We start from the raw sequence: 25,317 nt of genomic DNA, 5'->3' as shown, positions 1-25,317 counted from the left end.
TCCGAAGGGCCAATCGATGATCTACGGACACGACCCGAGGACGGGAGAGACCCTGGGGGTCGCCCTGTCCGAAACGGACCGCGACGGAGTCGACCTGATCGTCTCCGCCGCGACGGCCGCCGGCGAGGCCTGGCGGGTCACCCCTGCGGCCGAGCGGGCGCTCGCGCTCGAGGCGGTCGCCGACGCTCTCACCTCCCACGTCGACGAGCTGTGGCGGCTCGCCGACCAGGAGACCGCGCTGGGAGAGGCGCGCCTGCGCGGCGAGGTCGCCCGGGCGGCGGGGCAGTTCCGGCTCTTCGCCCGGGTGATCCGCGACGGCGGCTATCTGGACGCCGTCATCGACCACGCCGACCCGTCGGCCACGCCGCCCCGGCCCGAAGTGCGCCGGATGAAACACCCCCTCGCGGGAGTCGTCGCGGTGTTCGCGGCCAGCAACTTCCCGTTCGCGTTCTCGGTGGCCGGCGGCGACACCGCCTCCGCGCTGGCGGCGGGGTGCCCGGTCGTGGTCAAGGCGCATCCCGGACATCCGAACACGTCGGAGCGCGTCGCGAAGATCGTCCGAAACGCCCTGCCGTACCCCGATCTGCTGGGGCTTGTGCAGGGGATGCGGGCCGGTGCGGACCTGGTGCGGCACCCTGACGTGGTGGCGGCCGGGTTCACCGGGTCCGTCGCCGGAGGCAAGGCGATCCAGGCCCTGATCGACGAGCGGGAGGTGCCGATCCCGTTCTTCGGCGAGCTGGGCAGCGTCAATCCGGTCGTCGTCCTGCCGTCCGCGTCTCGGGCCGACGTGGCGACGGGGTTCGCCGCCTCACTGACGCTGGGGGTGGGGCAGTTCTGCACCAATCCGGGGCTGATGTTCGTGCCGGACGACGACGAGTTGCGCAAGGCGCTGGCCGCCGCGGTCGAGGGCACCACCGGGGGGCCGATGCTGGCCGAGCGGATCAGAGACGGCTACCTGGGCGGGCTGGAGCGGCTCGGGGAGCTCCCCCTGCTGGCCGAGGGCAAGCCGGGGGAAGGAAAGTGGGCGGTGACGCCGAAGGTGTTCACCACGGATCTCGATTCGTTCGCCGGGAAGCTGCCCCGGATCGCTGAGGAGTGCTTCGGACCGGCCTCCGTCGTCGTGACTTATCGAGATGTTTCGGAGCTGAGGGCCGTGCTGGAGAGGTTGGAAGGATCGTTGACGGCCACCGTGCACGCCACCGATCCCGACGAGGCGGCACAGGTCGCCGAGGTGCTCGGCCGGAAGGCCGGGCGGCTGATCTGGAACGGTTGGCCCACCGGGGTCGCCGTGTGCTGGGCGATGCACCACGGTGGTCCGTGGCCCTCTTCGACGGCACCCGCGCACACCTCGGTCGGCGCCACGGCCATTGACCGATGGCTCGCTCCCAGGGCTTACCAGGACTGGCCTGAGGCGTTGCTGCCGGACGTGCTCAAGGAGGCCAACCCGCTCGGTGCGCCGCGCCGGGTGGACGGTGTGCTGGAGCACTGACCGGCCGGGCCGGTCGTGTCCTACCTGCCGGGCAGGCGGTGCCGGGATCGAGGTGCGGCTTCTCGCGGCGGATCTCCAAGTCCGGTGAGGAGCGTCCCCTCAGGGGCCCGCGGTGTCGCTGGTGGGTCGAGGAGTTGATCCGAGGAAGGGTGTAGCGGAGGAGGGGGGCTGTCATGGCGATCGCCGCACTGGCCCTGTTCATCGCCTTCCTGCTGCTCGTGGGCGGGGCGCGTACCTGGATTCAGGTACGCCGCACCGGAAACACCGGTGATCGGCGCCGAGTGGCGCGGCAGGATTCGCGCCAGCGGTGGATTGACGGGTTGGGCACGATGGGGGCTTTGAGCCTGGGCGTGGTGTCTCCGGTCGCTGCCCTGCTGGGGCTGGAGCCCGTGGTGGACAGTTCGCCGTTGGAGATCAGCGGCCTGGTGCTGGCGATCCTGGGGATGGTCGCCAGCTTCGCCGCCCAGCTCGCCATGGGGGATTCCTGGCGGGTCGGCGTCGACCCCGGTGAGCGGACCACGCTGGTCACGTCCGGGCCGTTCGGGCTGGTTCGCAACCCGATCCTGACTGCGGTCCTGATCACGTGCACCGGCCTGACCTTCATGGTGCCCAACATGGTCGGCCTGGCCGGGCTGGTCGCCGCCGTGGTCGCCAACCAGTTGCTGGTTCGCCTGGTGGAGGAGCCTTACTTACTCCGCGTGCACGGCGAGGACTACCTGCGTTATGCCGCGGCCGTCGGGCGGTTCGTGCCTGGCATCGGTCGGCTGAGGTAGGTTTCTCGGCCTCGCGAGAGGGCGTGCCTGGGCTCGACAGAGGCCGGGTGCGATGGTCCCGGCTGTATGGCTCAGGTTTGGTCGGGGTTGTGGGCCGTGGGAGGACTTCAGGTGGTCAGGGCGTCGCGGGCGGTGCGGATGGCGTGCAGGGCCTCGTCCACGCGGTCGCGATGGGTGCGGAAGCTGACCACGCTGATCCGCAGCATGTAGTGGCCGTCGATGAGCGTGCTGGACAGGAAGACCCGGCCGGCGTCGTTGACGTGTTTCAGCAATGCGGCGTTGAACGCGTCCGCGTCGCCCCGCTCCGGGACCCAGCGGAAGGCGACCGTGGTCAGCCGGGGCTCCCAGGGCACCTCGAAACCGGCCTCTCGCAGCGAGTCGTAGGCGTACCCGGCCAGGTCGAGCTTCTCGTCCAGGGCCTCCCGGAAGGCGGCCAGGCCGTGCAGTTTGATGGGCAGCCACAGGCGGAGACCGCGGAAGTCGCGGGTCAGCTCGGGGGAGTATTCCGAGAAGTTCGGGATCTCCTCCTCCGCGCCGAGGTCCTGCAGGTAGTCGGCGGACAGGTGGTGCGCCTCTCGCAGCAGGGCTCCGTCGCGGACGAGGAGCGCGCCGGTGCCGTAGGGCAGGAACATGGCCTTGTGCGGGTCGAGCGTGATGGAGTCGGCTCGTTCGATGCCGGAGAGCAGATCCCGTCCGCGGTCGGTGAGCTGGAACGGCCCCCCGTACGCGGCGTCCACGTGCAGCCACAGCCGCTCCGAACGGGCGATCGTGGCCAACTGGTCGAGAGGGTCGATGGCGCCGGTGTTCGTCGTTCCGGCGCTGGCGATCACCAGGAACGGGCGCAGCCCGGCTCTGCGGTCCTCCTCGATGAGCCGGGTGAGGGCGAGCGGGTCCATGGCCAGAGTGTCCAGGGTGGGCACGGTCCGTACGTTCCGCCGGGGGATTCCGGCGAGCATGGCGGCCTTGGCCGATGAAGCGTGCGTCTGGCCGGTCACGTAGAGGACGCCGTCGAGGAAGTCCTCGCCCAGGCGGGCGGCGCGGGCGGTGACGATGGCCGAGAAATTGGCCAGCGAGCCGCCGCTGGTCAGGATGCCGCGGGCCTGCTCCGGATAACCGAACAGGTCGCACAACCAGCGAATCGCGGTCCATTCGAGTTGGGCGCAGACGGGGGCGAGGTTCCACACGGACACGTACTTGTTGAGCGCGGAAGCCAGGAAGTCGGCGAGCGCGGCCGAGTAGAGGCCGCCGCCGGGGATGTAGGCGAGGTAGCCGGGGCCCGCGCTGGTGGCGCCCTTGGTGGCCGCCGCGGCGACCGTCTGGAGGAGTTCGGGCAGGGGCGTGCCATGTTCGGGGGCGCGTTCGCGGAGGTCCGTGGCGAGTTGCTGCGCGCCGTCCAGGTCGAAGGCGGGCATGGTGGGCAGGGCGCGGATGAAGTCCTCCACGAGGCCGAGGACCGCCTCGCCCATCTTGCGCGTCTCGTCGGGGCCGGGCTCCAGGGGGTGTTCAGGGAAGTGCGGCATAGGCCGGATCCTGCCATCTGGTACGCCTCCATCCCAGATCTGACGCGCCTGAGTGACGCCAGGTGTCGCGGGAGGCGGTGGGCAGCGTGTGGCGCATCCCCGGGCCCGGGTGCACAGGAACGGCCCTGGGGCTGAGGTCTGGGGAGCAGTCCTCGGGCTGGGGTACGGGGACAGCGTCGGATGCCGCCTTAGTATGAGATGTCGATCTTCCGTCGTGGGGTGAGTTGTGTATGCGTGAGCCACTCGTCGTCGCCGTCGCCCAGCCGTCGTGCGTGCCCTATGACGTGGCCGCCAACGCGGTCACGCACGCTGAGGCGGTCCGGGCCGCGGGAGCCAGGGTGGTGGTCTTTCCCGAGTTGTCCCTGACGGGGTACGAGCTGGACGCCCCCGCGATTTCGGCCGGCGATCCGCGATTGGCCCCTCTCATCGAGGCCTGCGCCGAGACCGGGGCCGTTGCACTGGCGGGGGCGCCGGTGCGTGGCGAGGCGGGCCGGGCGTACATCGCGATCCTGGCCGTCGACGGCACCGGGGCGACGGTGGCGTACCGGAAGATGTGGCTGGGCACGGAGGAGGCCGAGCGGTTCACCGCCGGAGACAAGCCGGCCGTGCTCCAGGTCGACGGCTGGCGGCTCGGTCTCGCCGTCTGCAAGGACACCGGTGTCGCGCAGCACGCCGCCGATGTCGCGGCCCTGGGGATCGACGCCTACGTCGCGGGGACGCTGAAGACCCCGGAGGAGTCGGCCGTCCAGGACCAGCGGGCCCACCGGGTCGCCACCGGCCACCGGGTCTGGGTGGTGGTGGCCAGTTTCGCCGGTTCGACCGGCGGGGGGTTCGCGCGGGCCGCCGGCCGTTCGGGCATCTGGGCGTCCGACGGCGCCGTGATCGCCCAGGCCGGGCCCGAGGTCGGTGCCATCGCACGCGCGATGCTTCGTTGATCGGTGCCGTCGCACGCGCGACGCCCCGAAACGCGCTGGCATCTGTCGTGGGGGGCCGGACCCGGCTCAGGGCGGGTCAGGGGGTGATGACCTCCAGGCCGGCGGCCAGGATCTCCTTGAGTTCGGCCACGTGCTCCGGCGACGGGTCCACCAGCGGCGCGCGCACCCCGCCCACCTCCAGCCCGCGCAGCCGCACCCCTGCCTTGACCAGCGACACCGCGTAGCCGGGGACGCGGTCGCGCAGCTCCACCAGCGGCAGGTAGAAGCGGGTGAGCAGCCGCCGGGTCAGCGGCTCGTCGCCGCTGGTGACCGCCTGGTGGAAGGCCAGCGCGATCTCGGGCGCGAAGGCGAAGGCGGCGCTGGAGTAGAGCGTCACCCCGAGCCCCCGGTAGGCGGGCACGGTCAGCTCGGCCGTGGGCAGCCCGTTGAAGAAGGTGAACTCCCGGTCGGTGGCCTGCCGGACGGTCAGGATGATCCGCTGCAGCAGGTCGAGGTCGCCCAGCCCGTCCTTGAACCCGATCACGTTCGGCACGCCGGCCAGCTCCGCCACGGAGGTGGGTGAGAAGCGGGCGGTGCCCCGCTGGTAGATGATGACCGGCAGCCCGCCGGCCTCGGTGACTTCGCGCACGTAGTGGACGAGGCCGGAGGGTGGGGCGGTGACCAGGTAGGGCGGCATGAGCAGCAGCCCGTCGGCCCCGCTGTCGGCCGCGGCCCGGGCGAGGGCCTTGGCGGTGGGCAGCACGCCGCCGGCCCCGCCGAAGACCGGTACCCGACCCGCTGCGGCGGCCACGGAGGTGGACACGACCCGTGCGTATTCGCCGGGATCGAGTGCGTTGAACTCACCCGTGCCGCACGCGGTGAACACTCCTCCCGCCCCGGCCGCGACTCCCTGCTCGACGTGCTCGGCCAGCACCGGTTCGGCGAGGTCGCCGTCGGCGCCGAAGGGAGTCACCGGAAAGAAGAGAACACCATCTAGCCGCATGAACAGTCCTTTCTAGCGGATGCCCTCCCGCCTGAGAGTGGCAGCCAGCTTGCGGGTGTGGTTGATCACCGCGTCGGTGATCTTCTCGACCTCGGCGGGTGAGAGACCCACCGGCATCGAGCAGCTGATCGCGTCCGTGGCGGGGATCCGGTAGTCGACCGCGACCGCCACGCACGCCACGCCGGGGGTGCCCTGCTCACGTTCGTAGGCCCAGCCTCTGGTGCGGACCTGGTCGAGCTCCCCGGTCAGCTTGGCCAGGTCGGTGATCGTGTGCTCGGTCATGGCCGGCATCGGGTCGGGCACCAGGGCCGCGACCTCGTCGTCGGTGAGCTGGGCGAGCAGCGCCTGCCCGAGCGCCGTCATGTGGGCGGGCAGCCGCCGGCCCACGCGGGGGATCACGTGGTGAGCCTCGCGGGACTCCCTGGTGGCCAGGTAGAGGACGTGCGCGTCGTCGCGGCGGGCGAAGTGGGCGGTCTGCCCGGTCTCGGCGCGAAGGTCCTCCAGGGTCTCCTGAGCGAACGGCAACGCCGGGTCCTTGTCGAGGTAGGCCGTGCCGGTCAGCAGGGCGTGCGGGCCGATGCCGAACGCGCCCCGGGCCTTGTCGATCTCCACCCAGTTGAGCTCGACCAGCGTGCGCATCAGGGCGTGCAGGCTGCTGCGAGGGAAACCCGTGCGCTGCTGGAGCTCCGACAGGGTCAGGGTTTCGGGGGAGGTGGCGAGGGCCTCCAGGATGCGTACCGTCCGCTCGGCGGACTTGACCAGCTGCGGCTCCATGCTCGTCCCATCTCGATGACGACTCCAAAGTGTCAGGATACGGGATGCCGTCCAGATACATGGACACCTATCCCTTGATCGCGCCGCTGGTCAGGCCGTGCATGAACTGCCGCTGGAAGGCCAGGAACGCGATGATCGACGGGAGCAGCGCCAGCAGCGAGGCCGCGAGCAGCACGCCGATCCCGACCTCCTCGTCCGAGCGGAGCGAGCGCAGGGCGATGGGCAGGGTCCACATGCTCGACTCGGGCGCCACGATCAGGGGCAGCAGATACTGGTCCCAGATCATCGTGAAGCCGAAGACGCCGATCACGCCGAGCGCCGGACGGCACAGCGGCAGGATGATCGTGAAGAACGTCCGCAGCTCGCCCGCCCCGTCGATGCGGGCGGCCTCTTCCAGCTCGACCGGCACCTCCTTCATGAACTCGGTCATGACGAGGATGGAGAACCCCCAGGCGCCCACCGGCAGGATCATGCCCGCGTACGTGCCGATGAGGTCGAGGCGCAGCACCGGCAGGTCGGCCAGCACCAGCGACAGCGGGATGGCGATGATCTCCTCGGGCAGCATCATCGTGGTCAGCATGATCAGCATCACGATCGACCTGCCCCTGAACCTCTTGCGCGCCAGCGAGTAGGCGGCGAAGACGCTCACGATCATCTGCAGCAGCAGCCCGAACCCGACCACCACGAACGAGTTGAGCAGGTAGCGGTAGACGTTCTTGTCGGCGGCCTGGACGAAGTTGTCGAGCGTGAACGCGTCCGGCCAGAGCGAGAAGCCGGTCGGGTCGAGCGTCTTGTTGAACGCGCTGACCAGCAGCCCGACCAGCGGGCCGGTGAAGACGACCACCATCGCGGCGTAGACCAGGATTTTCGCGGTGGTCGCGACCGGCCCGCGCCGGGACTCCAGGCCGAGCGCGCTGTCGAATCTCATCATGCGGCCTGCCTCCTGCGCATGACCTGGACCAGCACGGTGAGCAGCAGGGTCGCCGCGAAGAGCACGATCCCGCCGGCCGCCGCGATGCCCAGCTCGCTCTTCTGGAACCCGAGCTTGTAGATCAGCGTCATCAGCACCTCGGACGAGCCGTTGGGCCCGCCGTTCGTGAGCACGTAGACCTCGACGAAGACCCGCAGCCCGCGGATCGCGGCGAGGGTGAACAGGATCCAGAACACCGGGCGCAGCGCGGGCAGCGTGATGTGCCGCAGCCGGCGCCAGGTCGAGGCCCCGTCCACCGCCGCGGCCTCGTACAGTGTGCGGTCCACGCCGACCAGCCCGGCCAGGAAGATCATCATGTCGTACGGAGTGCCGCGCCAGACGCTCATGCCCATGATCGACAGCAGTGAGGAGTCCTCGCTGGCCAGGAAGGGCTGCGGGGCCACGCCCGCCCAGCCGAGGATGCTGTTGAGCAGGCCCGTGTCGCCCGGGTGGTACATGATCCGCCACACCTCGGCCACGGCCGCCATCGTGGTCACCACCGGCAGGAAGGCCGCCGTCCTGACGAACCACAGGTAGCGGGCCGGTCCCTCGATGAGCAGCGCGAACAGCAGCCCGAGCACCAGCGAGCCGGCCGTGGTGCCGAGCGCCAGCACGAGGCTGTGCCAGATCGCCGAGGTGAAGGCGTCGTCGGTCATGATCGTGAGGTAGTTGTCGGCGCCCACGAACCGGTCGCCGAGGTAGGGCCGTACCTCGAAGAGGCTCATCCGCAGGCCCTCGAACATGGGGATGAACTTGAAGTAGAGGAACAGCAGCAGGGCGGGAGACAGGAACGCCCAGGCGATCAGCGTCCCCCGCCGCCGCACCCTGTCCGAGGGGCGGCGGGGGACGACCGAGGGGGTCCGCGCCCGCGTGAGCGTCGGAGTCATCCGCTCTCTCTCGTCGGTCGCATGATCGTCAGGAGGCCTTCTGTGACTGCAGTTCCTGGGTCAGCGTGGTGTTCAGGGCGTCCATCTTCGCCTTGACGTCGGCGGAGCAGTCGGCCCAGACGGCGTTGATGGCGTCGGCGGAGTCCTGGCGGATCGGCGCCCAGTTGGGCACCGGCGGCGCGTAGACCGCGTCGGCGTAGGCGTCCTGGAAGACCTTCCAGCGCGGATCCTGCCGCTCGGCGGCCAGGTCGACCTGGTTGTTGACCGGCAGTCGGACGATGGCGCCGTTGGCGTCCTTGTTCATGCCGATCCGCTGGCCCTCGGGCGACACGGCGAACTCGGCGAACCTCTTCTGTCCGGCCTCGTTGCCGGAGCCCGCCATCAGGTAGACGTTCTCGCCCTCGCCGAGGGTGCCGGGGCCGCCGGACGGGCCCTGGGGCACCGGGATGACCTCGATCTTGTCGGTGCCGATGCTCTTGACGAACCTGGCGAGCACGTAGGGGCCGACCAGGTAGATGCCGCCCTGGCCCTTCTCGAACACCTCGTGCGTGACGGTCGTGTCGTTGCTGACCGCGCCGGGGTTGACCGTCTTGCTCGTGCAGAAGTGGTTCTGCAGGTACTGGACGGCCTCCACGGTCTTGGGGTCGTTGACCGTGGAGGTGAACTTGCCGCCGCCCGCGGCCTTGATGAAGTCGCCGCCGTTGGCGTAGATCAGGGAGGAGGCGTACCAGGAGGCGTAGCCGCGCTTGGTGCCGGCGGGGATGACGAAGCCGGAGGTGTCCTTCTGGCCGTTGCCGTCGGGGTCCTCGTCGGTGAACGCCTGTGCCAGCTTGGACAGGTCGTCCCAGGTCTTCGGCTCGTCCAGGCCGACCTTCTCCCGCCAGTCCTTGCGGACGATGAGCGCGAAGGCCTGTGCGGAGAACGGCGCGGCGTAGTATTTCCCGTCGCCGCCCTGGGCCGCCTTCCAGGCCAGCTCCGCCACCTGGTCGCCGCCGGACAGTGAGGCCTTGTCGACCTCGCGCAGCCAGCCCTGCGTGTGCATGTTGCCCAGTTGCGCGGTGTCGTTGATGACGATGTCGGGAAGCTTCTTCTGCGCCGCCTGCTGCTGGAGCTTGGTCTCGAAGTCGTCGAAGAGGGCGACGACCTTGGTGGTGATGCCGCTGGCCTTGGTGAAGGCGTCGGCCAGCTTGACGGCTGTCTTGGCGGAGTCGGAGTCGGGCGCCTGCCTGATCCAGATCTCCAGTGCCTCGTCCGAACCCGATCCCCCGGAGCCGCAGCCGGTCAGCATTACGGCCAGGGTCGTCGCGATCGCGACCCCGAGCAGATGGCGTGACATCAGACCGCCTCCCGTTCACATACTTGAACATGTATCGCGGATGTGGAGCTTGTTCATGCGAACGTAACGAGCGGCCTATATCACGGTCAATATTCAAGGATGTGAATTTGAATCAGATTTGTGTACACAAGGACCATGCGCATTCTGATGACCGGCGCCGCCGGAAAGGTCGGGACCCTGCTGCGTCCCCTCCTCGCCCGTGAGGGCCGCACGATCCGCCTGTCCGACCTGCTGCCGCTGGAGGCCGGGCCCGGGGAGGAGGTGGTGACGGCCGACCTCACCGACGAGGCCGCCATGACCGAGGCGATGAAGGACGTGGACGCGGTGATCCATCTGGGCGGCCAGAGCCGGGAGCGCCCGTGGGCCGACATCGTCCGGGCCAACATGGACGGCACCCACGTGCTGCTGGAGGCGGCCCGGCGCGAGGGTGTGCGGCAGGTGGTGATGATGGGCAGCCACCACGCGGCCGGCTTCCAGACCCGGCCCGCCTCTGGCGGAGACCTGCCCGACTACGCCTTCCCGCGGCCCGACACCTTCTACGGCGTGAGCAAGGTGGTGATGGAGGCGCTGGGCAGCCTCTACCACGACCGGTTCGGCATGAACGTGACCGTGATCCGGCTCGGCACCTGCAACGAGGCTCCGGCCGACACGCGCGGCCTGGCCACCTGGATCTCGCCCGGCGACCTGGCCCGCCTGCTGGAGGCGGCGCTGACGGCGCCCGGCCACCACGTCGTGTGGGGCGTCTCGGACAACACGCGCCGCTGGTGGTCGCTGGAGGAGGCGCGGGCCATCGGGTACGTCTCGCGGGACGACTCCGAGGTGCACGCCGGCCCGCTGCTCGCCGAGCACGGGGAACCCGATCCGGGCGAACCCCTGCATGACCGCGCGGGTGGCGTGTTCACGCTCAACGAGTTGGGCGGCACCTGGTAGGACCGGCCTGTCCGGCGAGGTTCATCCCTCGCCGGTGGCCGCGCTCCCATTGTGCAACCGGTTGTAGGAGATTCCAGCCAGGGCGAAAACGTTAACCGAACTCCCTAAGCCAGCGTGAGGCTTTGACCAGGGAGTTCACGGTTAACGATATATCGATAACGGGTTTGTAACGTCTGCAAAGGGTTGACGAAACTTTCGCGTCCCCTATAGGAAGGCGCTATCCGATCCCGCCGTGCCGGGCAGGCCCTGGAATGAGGGATGTATGTATCCATGTCCGACTCAGTTTCCGTAACGCCGGAACGTGTGCCCGTGGCCGCGCCGCCGCCCGCGCAACCGCCCGGAAAGCGGCGCCGCGCCAGACAGGTGAACGCTCACAAGAGGCACGAGGCGCGCACCGCCTACGTCTTCCTCGCGCCCTGGTTCCTCGGCCTGTTCGTGATCACCGTCGGCCCGATCCTGGCCTCGCTGTACCTGTCGTTCACCGACTACAGCCTGCTGGAGGAGGCGAAGTGGGTCGGGCTGGACAACTACTCCCAGATGTTCACGCAGGACACCCGGTTTCTCACCTCGCTGAAGGTCACCACGATCTACGTGGTCGTGTCGGTGCCGCTGCAACTGGCCTTCGCCCTGGCCCTGGCACTGGCGCTGGACCGGGGGCTGCGTGGGCTGCCGTTCTACCGCTCGGTCTACTACCTGCCCTCACTGCTCGGCGGCAGCGTCGCCATCGCCATCCTGTGGCGCAAGATCTTCGGCACCGAGGGCCTGGTCAACGCGGTGCTGGGATTGTTCGGCCTCGAGGGCACCGGCTGGGTCTCCGACCCCGACACCGCGCTCGGCACGCTGATCATCCTGCACGTGTGGACGTTCGGGGCGCCCATGGTGATCTTCCTGGCCGGGCTGCGGCAGATCCCGCAGAGCTACTACGAGGCCGCGGCGGTCGACGGGGCCAGCAAGCTCCGCCAGTTTCGGTCGATCACCATGCCCCTGCTCACGCCGATCATCTTCTTCAATCTCGTACTCGAAGTGATCAAGTCGTTCCAGTCGTTCACCCAGTCGTTCATCGTCAGCAGCGGCACCGGGGGACCGGTCGACTCCACGCTCTTCTACACGCTCTATCTCTACCTGAAGGGCTTCAAGAGCTACGAGATGGGCTACGCGGCCGCCATGGCCTGGGTCCTCCTGCTCATCATCGCCGGTCTGACCGGCGTGAACTTCATCGCGTCGAAGTATTGGGTCTTCTATGGCGACACGAAGTAACGCGGCCCCGTTCCTGTTCCGCCCGTTACCGCGGGGCGGGCGGCTGCTCAAGCACCTGCTGCTGATCGGCTTCGGCCTGGTCATGCTCTACCCGTTGTTCTGGATGGTGTCCAGCTCGCTGAAGCCGGAGGAGCTCATCTTCCGGGAGCCGGGCCTGTGGCCGCGTGAGGTCACGCTGGACAACTACGGCGAGGGCTGGACCGCGCTCAAGCACACCTTCGGCTACTACCTCTGGAACTCCGCCGTCATCACCGGCCTGTGCGTGGTGGCCAACCTGGTCGCCTGCTCGCTGGCCGCCTACGCGTTCGCCCGGCTGGACTTCCCGCTGAAGAAGCTCTGGTTCGCGATCATGCTCGGCTCGATCATGCTGCCGTACCACGTGACCGTCGTGCCGCAGTACATCGTCTTCGCCGAACTCGACTGGATCAACACGATCTGGCCGCTGATCGTGCCCAAGTTCCTGGCCACGGACGCGTTCTTCATCTTCCTGATGGTGCAGTTCATCCGCACCCTGCCGAGGGAGCTGGACGAGGCCGCCGCCATCGACGGCGCCGGCTACTGGCGGATCTTCCTCCAGGTCATCATCCCGCTGTGCACGCCGGCGCTCGCGACGACCGGCATCTTCACCTTCATCTGGACGTGGAACGACTTCTTCAGCCAGAACCTCTACCTGACCAACAGCGACAACCTCACGGTGGCCGTCGCCCTGCGCCAGTTCCTGGACTCGAGCGGGGAGTCGTCCTGGGGGCCGATGTTCGCGATGTCCATCGTCTCGCTCGGTCCGATCTTCGGGTTCTTCCTGGCCGGTCAGAAGTACCTGATCCGTGGCGTGGCGACCACCGGTCTCAAGTAGCCCTCCGCACCCCCCAACTCTCCAAGAGGAGGTAGAGCTTTGAATTCAAGCTCTCGCAAGAAGATGTGGACGGCCGTCGTCGTCTCGGCTGCGCTGATGACCGGGGCCGGCGCCTGCGGCGGCGACAGCGGCGGCGAGGCCGCAGGCGGTGACAAGGTACAGATCACGTTCGCCTACTGGGGCAGCGACGCCCGGCAGAAGCTCACCGAGCAGGTGATCCAGAAGTTCGAGGAGAAGAACCCGGCGATCGACGTCGAGGGCGACTTCTCCAACTGGGACAGCTACTACGAGAAGCTCGCCACCAAGGTCGCCGCGAACGACGCCCCCGACGTCATGAGCATCGAGATCCGCGGCCTGAGCGAGTACGCGGGCCGCGGCGCCCTGGCCGACCTGTCCGGCAAGGTGCCCTCCGCCGACCTCGACCAGCAGGTCCTCACCAGCGGGCAGATCGAGGGCAAGCAGTACGCCATCCCCACGGGCGTCAACGCGTTCTCCATGGTGGCCAACCCCTCGGTGCTGGAGAAGGCGAAGCAGAAGCTGCCCGACGACGCCTCCTGGACCTGGGACCAGTGGATCGGCCTGGCGAAGGACATCTCGGGCGCGGGAGGCGTGACCGGCGCCGAGTACAACCCCAACCCGGCCTGGCTGCAGATCTTCGCGGCCCAGCGCGGCGAGAAGATGTACGACGGCACCAAGATGGGCGTCTCGGCCGAGACGGTGAAGGCCTGGTGGTCCATCCACCAGCGGCTCATCGAGACCAAGGGCTCGCCCGACGCCGCCAAGAGCGCCGAGATCGGCGCGACCGGACCGGAGCAGTCGCTGCTCGGCACCAACGCCGGCGCGATGGGCATGTGGTGGAGCAACCAGCTCAACGCCCTGTCCAAGTCGTCGGGCCAGGAGCTCACCCTGCTGCGGATGCCCAAGGCGGAGGGCGCGAGCAGCAGCGGGATGTTCCTGCAGCCGGCCATGTTCTACACCGCCTCGGCCAAGACCGAGCACTCGGCGGAGGCCGCCAAGCTGATCGACTTCCTGGTCAACGACCCCGACGCGGCCGGTATCCTGCTGAGCGACCGCGGCCTGCCGACCAACGCCAAGGTGCTCGCCGCGGTGAAGGACAAGCTGCCGCCCGTCGACCAGAAGACGCTGACCTTCATCGAGGAGGTCAAGAGCGAGCTGAGCCCGATCATCGCCCCGCCGAAGGGCGCGCTCCAGATGGAGGACATCCTGAAGCGCAACACGGAGGAACTCCTCTTCGGCAAGGCGACACCGGACCAGGCCGCCCAGAAGTTCCTGTCGGAGGCGAACGCCGCCATCGCGGGCTGACGTCAGCACGGCCGGGGGCCCCGCACGGCCCCCGGCCGCCATCCCGGACTCGGGGAGAGCAGTTGAGCACCAGGTACGCCTTCGTCGGCCTCGGCCATCGCGCCCAGATGTACATCGACGCGCTGCTGGGCGACTGGCGGGACGCCGGGACGATCGTCGCCTTCTGCGACACCAACCAGACCCGCATGGACTACTACGTCGAACGCGTCGGCCGCCCGGTGCCGTGCTTCGGCCCGCAGGAGTACGGCAAGCTGCTGGAGACGGCCGACACCGTCGTGGTCTGCACGGTCGACGCCACCCACGCCCGCTACGTGTGCGCGGCCCTGGACGCGGGGCTCGACGTCATCGTGGAGAAGCCGCTGACCGTCGACGCGGAGAGCTGCGCGGCCATCGCCGAGGCGGCCGAGCGCTCCACGGGCAGGCTGGTCGTGACGTTCAACTACCGTTACTCGCCGCGCAACTCGGCGGTGAAGCGGCTGCTCGGCGAGGGCGCGATCGGTGACATCACCTCCGTCCACTTCGAGTGGACGCTCGACACCATCCACGGCGCCGACTACTTCCGCCGCTGGCACCGCGACCGCGCCAACTCGGGCGGGCTGCTGGTGCACAAGTCCACCCACCACTTCGACCTGGTCAACTGGTGGCTCGGCGCGGCGCCCGAGCTGGTCTTCGCGCAGACCGAGCTGCGCTTCTACGGTCAGGCGCTGCCCCGGGGGCCGCGTCCGGCGCGCGGCCACGGCGCCCCGGGTCTCGATACGGATCCCTTCATCCTGGACATCTCCGCCGACGACCGGCTGAAGCGGCTCTACCTGGACGCCGAGCACGAGGACGGCTACATCCGCGACCAGGACGTCTTCGGCCCCGGCGTGACCATCGACGACACCATGTCGGTCCTCGTCCGCTACGCGAACCGGGCCATGCTCACCTACTCGCTCACCGCGCACGCGCCGTCCGAGGGCTACCGGGTCGCCTTCAACGGCACGCGGGGGCGCGTCGAGCTGGAGGTGTGCGAGCGGCCCTGGACCCCGCCGCACGCCGCCGTCGACCCGAGCGCCGCGAGCAAGGAGCACGCGACCGGCTCCTGGGAGCGGCTCACCCTGCACCGGCACTGGCACGTGCCGGAGGAGGTGCCGATCGAACAGGGTGCCGGCGGCCACGGGGGCGGCGACCGGCTCCTGCTCGACGACGTCTTCCGGGGGCCCGGTGACGACCCTCTCGGCCGGCCGGCCGGTTACCGCGACGGCATCCGGAGCGTCCTCGTCGGCGTGGCCGCCAACCGCTCCGCCGCCACCGGCCGGCCCGTCCGCCTCACCGCCGCCGGCACCCGGCTGGCCGACACGTGAGCCGTGCCGCCGATCCGACGGACCCGCCGTCCAACGGGTCGGCACACCGGCTCGACGGTCGGACGCGCCGTCCAACCGGTCGCGCACCGGTCGGTCGTTGAGCCGGACGATGGCGGGGTCAGAGTTCGGCGGCCAGGGCGGCGGCCTCCCCGGGGGCCAGGCGGCCGTCGGCCACGGCCACGGTGACGCCGCGGGCCAGCTCGGCCCCGAACTCCAGCGGCGTGTCCCAGGCCAGCGCGGTGCCGACCCCCGGGTACTCCGCGACCCTGACGAACCACGGGTCGTCCGAGGTCTGGGCGAAGACCAGCGTCCAGTCCTCGGACGACAGCGCCAGCCAGGGCGCGCGGGAGCCGTGGACGTGTTCCTCGCCCTCGGCCGTGGCGGTGAACACGCGCGGCCCGCGCGAGGCGATGGGCGCGCGCCAGAAGAAACCGCCGTACCCCGCGCCCTTCCGGCCCTTGGTGGCCGAGCTCCGGACGGTCAGCGGCCCGCCGGTGAGGTTGCGCAGCGTGAAGGAGAACCGCAGCGCCCATCCCCGCGACAGCGGCGTGGCCCGCACGGACCGCTCCTCGCGCAGGAGGGGCTCCTCGCCCGGCCGCTCCCACAGCAGCGTCTCGGCGAACCCCGTGGAGTCGCGCCCGTCGAACGACACGTGACGCTGCACCCCGTGATCGTCCAGCCAGGTGGGTCCCTGGTCGCGGACGTAGGTGCGGCCGCCCCAGAAGTTGCGGCCGCCCACGTCGGTCACGGCCACGCCGGCGCCGAGGTGATGCGGATGGTCCTCCGGCCGCACCTCGGTCACCACGACGCCGCCGAGGGTCCGCACCGGGTGCAGGTAGGGCCGGGGCGAGGCGGTGAGCGGCAGCTCCGGGCGTGTGACGTACTCCGCGACGACCTCACCCGAGACGGTGAGCGGCACGGCCCAGCCCACCCCGAGCTCGGAGAAGAGCGCCAGCCGCTCGGCGCAGGCGCCGACCACGCCCGCGATGCCGGGCAGCACCGGGCCGTCGCCGGAGCGGTCCTGATGGTCCACGGAGATCGGCAGCGGGTCGGGCGCGAGCCTGATGGCCTCCATGACCCGCATGAACCCGCCGGTCCGCTGGATCGGCACGATCAGGCCGGCGCCCGAGCGGACGTGCTCGACCAGGTTCTCCAGCAGGTCGGCCCGCTCGTAGCGGAGCACCGGGCCGTCGTCCACCTGGACCTCGTCCACCGTGTACGTGAGCCTGATCCGCCCCCGCTCACCGTGGACGAGCACGTACGGCTCGTCCCGGGTGGCCGCGCAGAGGGTCACGGCGGCCACGATCGGCAGGCCGCCGGCCGTCACGACCCGGACGGACGACGTGTCGTCGGCCTCGATGGCGTTGGCGTGGAACAGCTCGGCCTCCACCGACGCGACCGCGTCCCGCTCCTCGGCCCCCGCCACGGCCAGCGCGGTGGCCAGCGCGTGCGCGAACGGGTTGGTGAGCGCGCCGTCCACGACGTCGGCGCCGTCCAGGCGGCGCCGGCCCGACCAGGCGCTCCGGGTGAAGTAGGAGGCGGGCCGCGGCCACGAGCCCGCCACCCCGATGCCCGTGACCCGGCCGATCGCGCCGCTCGCGATCAGCTCGCGCACCGCGGGGACGGCCGCCGAGCCGAGGCTCTGGAACCCCACCTGGCAGGCGAGGCCGGCCTTGGCGGCGGCCCGTTCCATCCGGTCGAAGTCGGCCAGCGTGGCCGCCGTCGGCTTCTCCACCAGCACGTGCGCGCCCGCTTCGAGCGCGGCCAGCGCGAGGTCGGCGTGCGTCGGGATCGGGGTGGCCAGGATCGCGATCCGCGCGCCGGTCCGCTCGACCAGGCCGGGCAGGTCGGCCGAGATCTCCGGCGCGCCGAGCCCGGCCAGCGCCTCGGGATCCACCGGCCGCACGTCGCAGATCCCTGCGAGCTCGACCTCGGGGGCGAGCCGCCGCAGCCGGTCCAGGTAGTGGGAGCCGTAGCCGTGGGCTCCGGCCAGCACGACGCGCATCGTCACCGTTCGTCCCCTCTCATCACCGCTCGTCTCGTCACCGCTCGTCACTTCCAGCGGAGCCCGAGGCCCCGGTGCGCTCCGGCCCGCAGCTCCGCGCCGCGGATCTGGACGGGGTACGGCTCGGCCAGCAGGCCCAGGGCCGCGAAGGAGGCGTCCTCGACCTCCTCGGCCAGGCACGGCAGCGGCAGCGCCAGCGCGAGCTGCCCGGACAGATCGGGCAGCAGGTGCGGATACACCGGCACGTCGTAGGCCCGCGCCAGCTCGGCGATGCGCAGGAACGGGGTGATCCCGCCCACCCTGACCACGTTGGGCTGCACCACGTCGCAGGCGCCCGCCGCCAGCAGGTCGCGGAAGCCGTAGACGGTGTAGACGTTCTCGCCGACCGCGATGGGCACGTCCACCGACCGGCGCAGCTCGACGTGCGCGGCGACGTCGTCGGCGGGCAGCGGCTCCTCCAGCCAGTGCGGGTCGAAGGGGGCCAGCGCGTGGGCGGCGCGGCGGGCGCGGTGCAGGTCCCAGCGCTGGTTGGCGTCGATCATCAGCAGCGTCCGCGGCCCGATCACCTCGCGGACCGCCGCCACCCGGTCGACGTCCTCGCCCAGGTCAGGCCGGCCGACCTTGATCTTGACCGCCGGGTAGCCGGCCGCCTTCCACCGCCCGGCCTGCGCGACCAGCTCCTCCAGCGAGTAGTGCAGGTTCACCCCGCTGCCGTACACCGGCACGCTGTCCCTGCGCCTGCCCAGCACCTCGACCAGGCCGCGTTCGCCGCAGCGCAGATCCCACAGCGCGAGGTCCAGCCCGGCCAGCGCGATCGTGGTGACGCCGCCGGGCCCGGCCTCGCGCAGGTGCCGCCAGAGCCGGTCCCACACCACCTCGGGATGCGGGTCGAGGCCGATGACGGCCTGCCGGATCTCGTGCTCCAGCAGTGCCCGTACGGCCCGCGCCCCGATCTGCGGCGTCCAGGAGAACCCGGTGCCCGTGCGGCCGTCGTCGAGCGTCACCTCGACGACCAGGACGTGGTTGGCGGGCACGTCGGGCCCCCACGGACGGGGCAGCGCGGCCGTGCGGGCCCGTACCGTGAGATCACGAATCATGGGCGCCCGCCAGCGACCGTCCGTGCGCGATTAGTGCCTCCAGCTCGGCCACGTGCTCGGGCGCGGGATCCACCAGCGGCGGGCGCACCGGGCCGGTGTCCAGGCCGCCCAGCCGCACCCCGGCCTTGACCAGGGACACCGCGTAGCCGGGGACCTTCGAGCGCAGCCGTACCAGGGGCTCGTAGAACTCGGTGAGCAGGTGGGCCGCGCCGGCGCGGAAGGCGGTGGCGATCTCCGGCGCGAAGGCGAAGACCGCGGAGGAGTAGAGCTCCACCCCGATGCCGCGGTAGGCCCCCATCGTGAGCTCGGCCGTCGGCAGCCCGTTGAAGAACCTGAAGCCGTCGCCGACCTCCCGGCGCACGGCCAGCACCGTGCGCTGGATCAGGTCGATGTCGCCCAGGCCGTCCTTCAGGCCGATCACGCCCGGGATCCGGGCCAGCTCCACCACCCGCTCGGGCGAGAGCACCACGGCCCCGCGCTGGTAGACGATCAGCGGCAGGATCTCGGCGACCGCGCGCACGTAGGCGGCGAACCCCTCCTCGGTGCCCATCGAGAGGTACGGCGGCATGAGCAGCAGCCCGTCGGCTCCGGCCGCGCGGGCGGCTCTGGCCTGCTGGAGGGCGGCGCCGAGCGGCCCGCCCGCGCCCGCGAACACCGGCACCCGCCCCCGCGCGGTCTCGACCGCCACCCGCACCGCGGTCGCGTGCTCGGACTCCGACAGGGCGGCGAACTCACCGGTGCCGCAGGCCGCGAACACGCCGCCGGGGCCGTGCTCGAGCCCTCGGCCGATGTGTTCGGCCAGCACCTTCTCGGCCAGTTCGCCGTCCGTGTCGAAGGGGGTGATGGGGAAGAAGAGGATTCCGCTGAGGTTCATCCGATCTCCAGTTCGCTGCGCCAGCTGCGCTTGGCGGTCCAGCCGAGCATCCGCTCGGCTTTGGCCGAGGTGAAGGCGGGGGAGGTGCCGGTCAGCCCGGCGGCGGTCGCGGCGGTCGCCGGATTGACCGCGGGGAGCAGTTCCGACAGCGGCTCCCGGGCCAGCGCGTCCGCCGCGCCGGCGAAGAACACCTCGCCGCCGGGCAGCTCGAAGAGCCGCTCGGCCAGTACGGCGATCAGCTCGGAGGCGTCCCTGGCGTCGATGTAGTTGAACAGCGACGCCCCGGCGAGGCCGGGCCGGCCGAGCCGCTCGGCGATCGTGTGGCCGGACTGGGTCGGGGCGCCCGCCCACTCCTCCGGGGCCACCACGAAGCACGGCCGCACCGCCGCGAACCTGGTGTCCGAGCTCCGGGCGAACGTCGCCATCGTCTGCTCGGCCGTGAGCTTCGACAGGCTGTAGGCGTTCCACGGCTCGGTGGGGTGCTCCTCGTCGATCGGCAGGTAGTGAGGGCGCCAGCCGCCGGGCGCGCCGTAGCCGATGACGGTCGGGCTGCTGGCCACCACGACCCTGCCGACCCCGAGGTTGCTCGCCGCCGCGCACACGTTGAAGGCGAGCTGCGTGTTGGTGCGGAAAGTCAGGGCGTCGGTCCGGCTGAACGGGGTCGCGATCGCCGCCAGGTGCACGACGACGTCGGGCCGGAACCGCGCCATGACGTCGTGGGCCTCGCCCGGGTCGGTCAGGTCGGCCGGCAGCGCGACGGCCGCCTCGGCTGGGGTCCCGGGGGTGACGTCGACGCCGACGACCTCGTGGCCGGCCTGCGCCAGGGTGGCGACCACGCTGCGCCCGAGTCGGCCGGCGCTGCCGGTCACCAGTGTTCGTGTCATCGGATCTTTCACCACTCCAGGAATCTCCATGCAGCAACCGGTTGCAAAAAGTATTGAGGTTCGGCTTCGAAAACGTCAAGCCGCGTGTCCGCCACCGCGGCGAGACGTACGGTCGCAAGAGGGATAGGATGCGAGGTAGGGCATGTCGATCGTGGATTGACAGCGATACAAACGCTTGCACTAAAGTACATATCATGGTCGGAGGAGGCCCAGCGTGGCGGTGACGATTCGCGACGTGGCCCGGGCATCCGGAGTGCACGTCTCCACGGTGTCACGCGCGTTCTCCGCGCCCCACCTGGTCAACCCCGAGACCCGGGTCAGGGTCCTCGCCGTCGCCGACGACCTGGGCTATCGGCCCAACCGGGCGGCCAGGGCGCTGACCACCGGCCGCACCCACAACCTCGGCCTCATCGTGGCCGACATCGCCAACCCGTTCTTCCCGCCGCTCATCAAGGCCGCCCAGGCCCAGGCCAGGCTACGCGACTACCACGTGTTCGTGGCCGACACCGACGAAGACCCCAAGGTCGAGGAAGAGCTGATCCAGACCCTCACCAAGCAGGTCGACGGCGTGCTGCTGTGCAGCCCCCGCCTGACCAACCGGACCATCGAACGGCTGCGCCAGGAGGTGCCCTTCGTCCTGGTCAACCGCCGGGTCAAAGGGATGGCCACGGTCCTCATGGACGTGGGCCGCGGGGCGCGGCTCGCCGTCGAGCACCTCACCGGGCTCGGGCACCGCCGGCTCGCCCTGGTCACCGGGCCCAGCGGATCGTGGACCAGCAAGGAGATGCAGGAGGCGGCCGCCGCGATGAGCGAGGTCGACGTCGCCTTCCTCGGCCCCAACCCGCCGACCGAGCAGGGTGGCCGGGCCGCCGCCGCCGAGGTGATCGCCTCCGGCGCGACCGGCGTGCTCGCCTACAACGACCTGGTCGCCATCGGCCTGATCGAAGGGCTCGCCGAGCGCGGCGTCGACGTGCCCGGCGACATCAGCGTGATCGGCGTCGACGACATCGTCGCCGGGCGGCTGGGCCGGCCGAAGCTGACCACCATCGCCATGCCGACCGCCACGGCCGGGCGCATCGCCGTCGACATGCTCCTCCAGTCGGTCGATTCCGAGGTGGCCACGGGGGTAACGATGCTGGAGACCGCGCTGATCGTCCGCGAATCCACGGGAGAGGCACACTCATGACGTTCGGAACCATGCCCTCGGGGGAGCGCGTGGAGCGCTTCGAGCTGTCCTCCGGACCGCTGCGGGCCGCCGTGCTCAGCTACGGCGCCGTCCTCCAGTCGCTGGAGGTGTCGGGCGTCGACGTGGTCCTCGGGCTCGGCACGCTCGACGACTACCTGACCCGCAGCCGCTACTTCGGCGCCATCGTCGGCAGATACGGCAACCGCATCGCCGGCGGCCGTTTCACCCTCGACGGCGCCGAATACCGGCTGCCGGTCAACGACGGCCCCAACAGCCTGCACGGCGGCGTCCACGGCTTCGACAGCAAGGTGTGGACCGTGGCCGACGTCACCGGCTCGTCCATCACCCTCACCCTGACCAGCCCCGACGGCGACCAGGGCTATCCGGGCACGTTGCGCGCCTCGGTCACCTACACGCTCGACGGCGACGCGATCCGCCTCGACTACACCGCCGAGACCGACGCGCCGACCGTGCTCAACCTGACCAACCACTCCTACTTCAACCTGGCCGGCCGCGGCGACGTGCTCGGCCACCGGGTGACGATCGACGCCGAGCACTACCTGCCGGTCGACGCCGTCAAGATCCCCACGGGGGAGATCGCGCCGGTCAAGGGCACGCCGTTCGACTTCACCTCGCCGTACGCCATCGGCGAAAGGCACGACGGCGCCTACGACCACTGTTTCGTGCTCGACGGAGCCCGCGGAGGCATCACGGTGGTCGAGCCCGAGAGCGGCCGCACCATGGAGGTCACCACCACCGAGCCGGGCGTGCAGTTCTACGCGGGCGGCATGCTCGACCCCACCGCCACGCCCTACGGCCCGCACGCCGCGTTCTGCCTGGAGACCCAGCACTTCCCCGACTCGCCCAACCACCCGGAGTTTCCCTCGACCGTGCTGAGGCCGGGCGAGGTCTTCACCTCCAGCACCACCTACCGCTTCACGGCCTGACCGTTGCGCAGCGTCGCCGTGGCCCTGAGCACCAGCAGGGCCACGTCGTCGTGCACCGGCTCCGAACCGAACGAGTCGACCGCCTGCCGCACCCTCTCCGCGACGGCGTGCGCGCTCAGCCCCGTGCATCCCGAGAGCAGCCTGGCCAGCCCGTCGCCGTCGTCGAGCAGCCGGTCGCCGTCGCGCCGCTCGGTCACCCCGTCGGTCACGCAGAGCAGCACCTCCCCGGGCGCCAGCTCGAACGTCTCCACGAAGAACCTGGCCTCGTGCTCGATCCCGAGCAGCAGCTGCGGGCTGGCCACGGCCCGCACCTCGCCGTCGGCGCGCAGCAGCAGGGGCGGCGGGTGACCCGCTGAGGCGATCGTGCACAGCGCGCCGCCCTGCGGCAGCGGGGTGAGCTCGCCGCAGAGCAGGCTGAGGAAGCGCCCCTCCTCGTCGTCCTCCAGCAGCGTCTGGTTGAGCCGGTGCAGGATGTCGGCCACCGTGTAGTGCTCCTTGGCGAGCAGGCGTACGGCATGGCGGGCCAGGCCGGTGATCGCCGCCGCCTCCGGACCGCTGCCGCACACGTCGCCCAGCGCGAAGCACCAGTGGTCGGCCACCGTGAACAGGTCGTAGAAGTCGCCGCCCACGTCGGCGCCCTCCTCGGCGGGCTCGTAGACGACCGCCGATTCCAGGCCCGGCATGGTGGCCACGCCCATCGGCAGCAGGCTCCGCTGCAGCACCCGTGACGTGGTCGCCTGCCGGGTGTAGAGCATGGCCGTGTGCAGGTTGAGCGCCACCAGCCGGCACAGGTCGGCCAGCAGGTCGGCCAGCTCCAGCGGGAGGGTCGGCTCGACCCGTCCGATGACCAGGGCGCCGTGCGACCTGCCCTGGGTGAGCAGCGGGAACGACAGCACGCTCTCCGCGCCGACCGGCCAGCTGATCTCGCCCAGAGCCCCGCGTGGGACGGACGGCAGCGACGTGCGCAGTGCGGAGTTGTGCCGCTCCTCGGTGTGCCACACGTGCGCGAGCCTGGTCATGCCGGCCAGGTCGGTCAGGTAGACCGCCGCCCAGGTGGCGATCTTGGGCACGACCAACTGGGCCGTAAGCGCCGCGATGAGCTCCTCGTCGTGCACGCCCGCCAGCAGCTCGCCCGCCTCCGCCAGGAACGAGAGCCGGCCCCGGTGGGCGCGGTCCTGCTCGGCCGCCCGCTCCCGCTGCACGGTCACGGCCACCTGGTCGGCGATGTGCTGCAGGCTGACCGTGAGCTCCTGGTCGAACCGGCCGGGCCCGGCGGCCGCCGCCACCAGGTAGCCGATCACCTCGCCCGCCACGCGCAGCGGCGCGCACACCAGCGACCTGGCCCGCAGCTGCTCGGCCAGGGCCACGTCGCCGGCGAGCAGGTCGTCGACGACCACGGGCACCTTGCGGTCCACCCCGAACACGCCGGCCGCCACCACCCCGACCAGCCCGGCCGTCGCGCCCGCGCCGGCCGCGACGCCGAACCGGTTGCCGCTCTCGCCCCGCAGCAGCACGTACGAGGCGTCGCCGCCGCTGGACGTGTGGACGATCTGGGCGATGGTGTCGAGCACCTCGGCCAGCGGACGGTCGCGGTCGAGCAGGTCCTTGATGCGCCTGCCGGACTCCCGCCTGGGCGGCGCCGCCGGGGCGGCCAGGACGTACCTGTGGTCGTTGGCCACCACCATCCAGATCGCCCGCCGGTCCCTGGCACGGCCGTCCGTCCGCAGGTGGGAGATGTAGACCGGGATCAACCGGCCGTCGAGGTGACGCATCCGCGACTCGCCGCGCCAGCGGCCGAGGTTCAGCGTGTCGGAGAGCGACAGCGAGTAGGGGCCGTGCCCGCGCCAGGCGACCAGCTCCACCAGCCGCATGCCCGCGGCCCGCTCGGCCGGCCAGCCGAGCAGCGCCTCCGCCTCCGGATTCCAGGAGAGCACCCGCCCGTCGACATCGGCCACGATGACCCCGACGTGCAGGGTCTCGACGGGCGCGGCGACCTCCGCGGGCGCCGCGGCCGGGGTGCCCATCGCGACCTCGTGAGCGCCCGGCCCGTCGGAGAACTCCATGCGCACCCACACGCGCTTGGCGGTGCCGGAGTAGGTGACGCCCCACGCGTCGGCGAGCAGGCCGGCCAGCGCGAGACCGCGCCCGGAGGTGGCCATGGCGTCGTCCGGCAGCGGCTCGGCCTCCGGGATGATCCGCGTCGGGTGGTGGTCGTCGACCTCGATCTCCAGCCTCGGCGGCGCGGCGCGCGCGTCCAGGCGGCAGGTCAGCTCGATGCCGGTGCCCGCGTGCACCACCGCGTTGGTGACGAGTTCGCTGGTCAGCAGCACGGCGTCCTCGGCCAGATGGCCCAGGCGCCACTCGCCGAGCACCTGGCGGACGAAGCGCCGGGCGGCCGCGGGGGCATGCGGGGTGCCGTCGAAGGCCGTGCTCGACACGCGGGTCGTGTCCACTATGCGTCCTAGAACATCACTCGATGTGGCAGTTCGGTCACTCTCAGGGTGGCAGACTGTGGGCCGTTCATGCCTCCAGTTGCGAAGAAGGCAGCCGTGGTCGCGCAGTTGGAACCCCCTCTCGCCTCCCAGATCCTGCGGCAGGCGGACCTCAGACCGCTGCTCGTGGCCCTTCAGCGGCTGCGTGACGGCAACTTCCGGGCCCGGCTCGACGTGCCGCCAGATCCCTTCCGTCGAGGTGGCCAGGCAGGGCCACCTCGACGAGCGGCTCACCCCGAGCCCCGGCGCGGGCAGCTGGGGGGTCAACGTGACGGCCGTCAACTCACTGATCGACGCGCTGGTGATCCCGGCCGCCAAGGCCACCCGCGTGCTCAACGCCGTCGCCGACGGCGACCTGTCGCAGCGGGTCGACCTGCTGGAGGACAACCGGCCGCTGCGCGGCGGCCTGCGCCTGATGGGCAAGGCGGTCAACCGCATGGTCGACCAGCTCGCGCTCTTC

21 protein-coding genes are annotated in these 25,317 nt (G+C 70.8%); 10 read left to right on the top strand and 11 right to left on the bottom strand.

Annotated elements, in window-relative coordinates:
* Positions 1-16: 16 nt before the first annotated feature.
* Both AB0C16_RS20335 and AB0C16_RS20330 read left to right on the top strand, forming a co-directional pair.
* Entirely contained in the window at positions 17-1,489 is a 1,473-nt protein-coding gene (locus AB0C16_RS20335; protein ID WP_357685031.1) for an aldehyde dehydrogenase (NADP(+)), read from the top strand.
* A 173-nt stretch (positions 1,490-1,662) separates the two neighbouring features.
* Entirely contained in the window at positions 1,663-2,262 is a 600-nt protein-coding gene (locus AB0C16_RS20330; protein WP_357685029.1) for an isoprenylcysteine carboxylmethyltransferase family protein, read from the top strand.
* Positions 2,263-2,369: 107 nt separating this feature from the next.
* Here AB0C16_RS20330 and AB0C16_RS20325 read toward each other — a convergent pair whose 3' ends face one another.
* A complete protein-coding gene (locus AB0C16_RS20325) occupies positions 2,370-3,782 on the bottom strand; it encodes an aminotransferase class V-fold PLP-dependent enzyme (RefSeq protein WP_357685027.1) in 1,413 nt (470 codons plus the stop codon).
* A 230-nt stretch (positions 3,783-4,012) separates the two neighbouring features.
* On the opposite strand from AB0C16_RS20325, the gene AB0C16_RS20320 reads away from it, so the two are divergent.
* Positions 4,013-4,717 carry a carbon-nitrogen hydrolase family protein gene (locus tag AB0C16_RS20320; protein ID WP_357685025.1) on the top strand — a complete coding sequence of 235 codons (705 nt, stop codon included), beginning with the start codon at positions 4,013-4,015 and terminating at the stop codon, positions 4,715-4,717.
* A gap of 76 nt (positions 4,718-4,793) precedes the next feature.
* On the opposite strand, the gene AB0C16_RS20315 is transcribed toward AB0C16_RS20320, so the two are convergent.
* The 5 genes from AB0C16_RS20315 to AB0C16_RS20295 all read right to left on the bottom strand — a co-directional run bounded on the left by AB0C16_RS20315 (position 4,794) and on the right by AB0C16_RS20295 (position 9,666).
* Entirely contained in the window at positions 4,794-5,699 is a 906-nt protein-coding gene (locus tag AB0C16_RS20315) for a 5-dehydro-4-deoxyglucarate dehydratase (RefSeq protein WP_357685023.1), read from the bottom strand.
* A 12-nt stretch (positions 5,700-5,711) separates the two neighbouring features.
* Positions 5,712-6,473, bottom strand: coding sequence for an IclR family transcriptional regulator (locus AB0C16_RS20310; RefSeq protein ID WP_357685021.1), 762 nt, complete (start codon positions 6,471-6,473; stop codon positions 5,712-5,714).
* Between the two features lie 67 nt (positions 6,474-6,540).
* The gene (locus tag AB0C16_RS20305; RefSeq protein ID WP_357685019.1) at positions 6,541-7,404 is read right to left on the bottom strand and encodes a carbohydrate ABC transporter permease; all 864 of its coding nucleotides are present in this window, start codon (positions 7,402-7,404) and stop codon (positions 6,541-6,543) included.
* The gene (locus AB0C16_RS20300) at positions 7,401-8,330 is read right to left on the bottom strand and encodes a sugar ABC transporter permease (protein ID WP_357685017.1); all 930 of its coding nucleotides are present in this window, start codon (positions 8,328-8,330) and stop codon (positions 7,401-7,403) included. Before AB0C16_RS20300 ends, AB0C16_RS20305 begins: the two co-directional genes overlap by 4 nt.
* Before the next feature lie 28 nt (positions 8,331-8,358).
* The gene (locus tag AB0C16_RS20295) at positions 8,359-9,666 is read right to left on the bottom strand and encodes a sugar ABC transporter substrate-binding protein (protein ID WP_357685015.1); all 1,308 of its coding nucleotides are present in this window, start codon (positions 9,664-9,666) and stop codon (positions 8,359-8,361) included.
* Between the two features lie 135 nt (positions 9,667-9,801).
* Here AB0C16_RS20295 and AB0C16_RS20290 point away from each other — a divergent pair, with 135 nt between their 5' ends.
* The 5 genes from AB0C16_RS20290 (at position 9,802) to AB0C16_RS20270 (ending at position 15,372) form a co-directional block, all read left to right on the top strand.
* Positions 9,802-10,596, top strand: a complete 795-nt coding sequence (locus AB0C16_RS20290; RefSeq protein ID WP_357685013.1) for an NAD(P)-dependent oxidoreductase — start codon at positions 9,802-9,804, stop codon at positions 10,594-10,596.
* Positions 10,597-10,959: 363 nt separating this feature from the next.
* Complete coding sequence (locus AB0C16_RS20285; protein ID WP_357685011.1) at positions 10,960-11,853, top strand: sugar ABC transporter permease; 894 nt, start codon at positions 10,960-10,962, stop codon at positions 11,851-11,853.
* Entirely contained in the window at positions 11,837-12,706 is an 870-nt protein-coding gene (locus AB0C16_RS20280; protein WP_357685009.1) for a carbohydrate ABC transporter permease, read from the top strand. Before AB0C16_RS20285 ends, AB0C16_RS20280 begins: the two co-directional genes overlap by 17 nt.
* Before the next feature lie 39 nt (positions 12,707-12,745).
* Complete coding sequence (locus tag AB0C16_RS20275) at positions 12,746-14,029, top strand: extracellular solute-binding protein (protein ID WP_357685007.1); 1,284 nt, start codon at positions 12,746-12,748, stop codon at positions 14,027-14,029.
* Positions 14,030-14,091: 62 nt separating this feature from the next.
* A complete protein-coding gene (locus AB0C16_RS20270) occupies positions 14,092-15,372 on the top strand; it encodes a Gfo/Idh/MocA family oxidoreductase (protein ID WP_357685005.1) in 1,281 nt (426 codons plus the stop codon).
* A 118-nt stretch (positions 15,373-15,490) separates the two neighbouring features.
* Here the strand turns inward: AB0C16_RS20270 and AB0C16_RS20265 are convergent, their stop codons facing one another.
* The 4 genes from AB0C16_RS20265 to AB0C16_RS20250 are packed head-to-tail and all read right to left on the bottom strand — an operon-like array spanning position 15,491 to position 20,232.
* Positions 15,491-17,377 (bottom strand): DUF6807 family protein, encoded by a 1,887-nt coding sequence (locus AB0C16_RS20265; RefSeq protein ID WP_357685268.1) that lies wholly within the window; start codon positions 17,375-17,377, stop codon positions 15,491-15,493.
* A gap of 47 nt (positions 17,378-17,424) precedes the next feature.
* The gene (locus tag AB0C16_RS20260) at positions 17,425-18,474 is read right to left on the bottom strand and encodes a mandelate racemase/muconate lactonizing enzyme family protein (RefSeq protein WP_357685003.1); all 1,050 of its coding nucleotides are present in this window, start codon (positions 18,472-18,474) and stop codon (positions 17,425-17,427) included.
* The gene (locus AB0C16_RS20255) at positions 18,464-19,348 is read right to left on the bottom strand and encodes a 5-dehydro-4-deoxyglucarate dehydratase (protein ID WP_357685001.1); all 885 of its coding nucleotides are present in this window, start codon (positions 19,346-19,348) and stop codon (positions 18,464-18,466) included. Before AB0C16_RS20255 ends, AB0C16_RS20260 begins: the two co-directional genes overlap by 11 nt.
* Positions 19,345-20,232: an NAD(P)-dependent oxidoreductase gene (locus AB0C16_RS20250; RefSeq protein WP_357684999.1), complete on the bottom strand. Its 888-nt coding sequence runs from the start codon at positions 20,230-20,232 to the stop codon at positions 19,345-19,347. The genes AB0C16_RS20255 and AB0C16_RS20250 overlap by 4 nt, the downstream gene beginning before the upstream one ends.
* A gap of 214 nt (positions 20,233-20,446) precedes the next feature.
* Between AB0C16_RS20250 and AB0C16_RS20245 the strand changes: the two genes are divergently transcribed.
* On the top strand, positions 20,447-21,418 hold the full coding sequence (locus tag AB0C16_RS20245) for a LacI family DNA-binding transcriptional regulator (RefSeq protein ID WP_357684997.1): 972 nt from the start codon (positions 20,447-20,449) through the stop codon (positions 21,416-21,418).
* The gene (locus tag AB0C16_RS20240; protein WP_357684995.1) at positions 21,415-22,365 is read left to right on the top strand and encodes an aldose epimerase family protein; all 951 of its coding nucleotides are present in this window, start codon (positions 21,415-21,417) and stop codon (positions 22,363-22,365) included. Before AB0C16_RS20245 ends, AB0C16_RS20240 begins: the two co-directional genes overlap by 4 nt.
* On the opposite strand, the gene AB0C16_RS20235 is transcribed toward AB0C16_RS20240, so the two are convergent.
* On the bottom strand, positions 22,347-24,818 hold the full coding sequence (locus AB0C16_RS20235; RefSeq protein WP_357684993.1) for a SpoIIE family protein phosphatase: 2,472 nt from the start codon (positions 24,816-24,818) through the stop codon (positions 22,347-22,349). The genes AB0C16_RS20240 and AB0C16_RS20235 overlap by 19 nt on opposite strands.
* Positions 24,819-25,317 lie beyond the last annotated feature (499 nt).

This window comes from Nonomuraea sp. NPDC048916 (genome assembly GCF_040649575.1).
Classification (GTDB): Bacteria; Actinomycetota; Actinomycetes; order Streptosporangiales; family Streptosporangiaceae; genus Nonomuraea.
Note: the sequence above shows the minus strand (reverse complement) of the source record. Positions and strands in the feature narration are given on the sequence as shown.

Excerpts from the sequence above, each read along its gene's own strand:
- AB0C16_RS20240 (WP_357684995.1), top strand. The coding sequence starts at position 21,415 with ATGACGTTCGGAACCATGCCCTCGGGGGAGCGCGTGGAGCGCTTCGAG.
- AB0C16_RS20290 (WP_357685013.1), top strand. The coding sequence starts at position 9,802 with ATGCGCATTCTGATGACCGGCGCCGCCGGAAAGGTCGGGACCCTGCTG.
- AB0C16_RS20255 (WP_357685001.1), bottom strand. The coding sequence starts at position 19,348 with ATGAACCTCAGCGGAATCCTCTTCTTCCCCATCACCCCCTTCGACACG.
- AB0C16_RS20330 (WP_357685029.1), top strand. The coding sequence starts at position 1,663 with ATGGCGATCGCCGCACTGGCCCTGTTCATCGCCTTCCTGCTGCTCGTG.
- AB0C16_RS20280 (WP_357685009.1), top strand. The coding sequence starts at position 11,837 with ATGGCGACACGAAGTAACGCGGCCCCGTTCCTGTTCCGCCCGTTACCG.
- AB0C16_RS20265 (WP_357685268.1), bottom strand. The coding sequence starts at position 17,377 with ATGCGCGTCGTGCTGGCCGGAGCCCACGGCTACGGCTCCCACTACCTG.
- AB0C16_RS20335 (WP_357685031.1), top strand. The coding sequence starts at position 17 with ATGATCTACGGACACGACCCGAGGACGGGAGAGACCCTGGGGGTCGCC.
- AB0C16_RS20325 (WP_357685027.1), bottom strand. The coding sequence starts at position 3,782 with ATGCCGCACTTCCCTGAACACCCCCTGGAGCCCGGCCCCGACGAGACG.
- AB0C16_RS20295 (WP_357685015.1), bottom strand. The coding sequence starts at position 9,666 with ATGTCACGCCATCTGCTCGGGGTCGCGATCGCGACGACCCTGGCCGTA.
- AB0C16_RS20305 (WP_357685019.1), bottom strand. The coding sequence starts at position 7,404 with ATGATGAGATTCGACAGCGCGCTCGGCCTGGAGTCCCGGCGCGGGCCG.
- AB0C16_RS20260 (WP_357685003.1), bottom strand. The coding sequence starts at position 18,474 with ATGATTCGTGATCTCACGGTACGGGCCCGCACGGCCGCGCTGCCCCGT.
- AB0C16_RS20300 (WP_357685017.1), bottom strand. The coding sequence starts at position 8,330 with ATGACTCCGACGCTCACGCGGGCGCGGACCCCCTCGGTCGTCCCCCGC.
- AB0C16_RS20315 (WP_357685023.1), bottom strand. The coding sequence starts at position 5,699 with ATGCGGCTAGATGGTGTTCTCTTCTTTCCGGTGACTCCCTTCGGCGCC.
- AB0C16_RS20250 (WP_357684999.1), bottom strand. The coding sequence starts at position 20,232 with ATGACACGAACACTGGTGACCGGCAGCGCCGGCCGACTCGGGCGCAGC.
- AB0C16_RS20320 (WP_357685025.1), top strand. The coding sequence starts at position 4,013 with ATGCGTGAGCCACTCGTCGTCGCCGTCGCCCAGCCGTCGTGCGTGCCC.
- AB0C16_RS20310 (WP_357685021.1), bottom strand. The coding sequence starts at position 6,473 with ATGGAGCCGCAGCTGGTCAAGTCCGCCGAGCGGACGGTACGCATCCTG.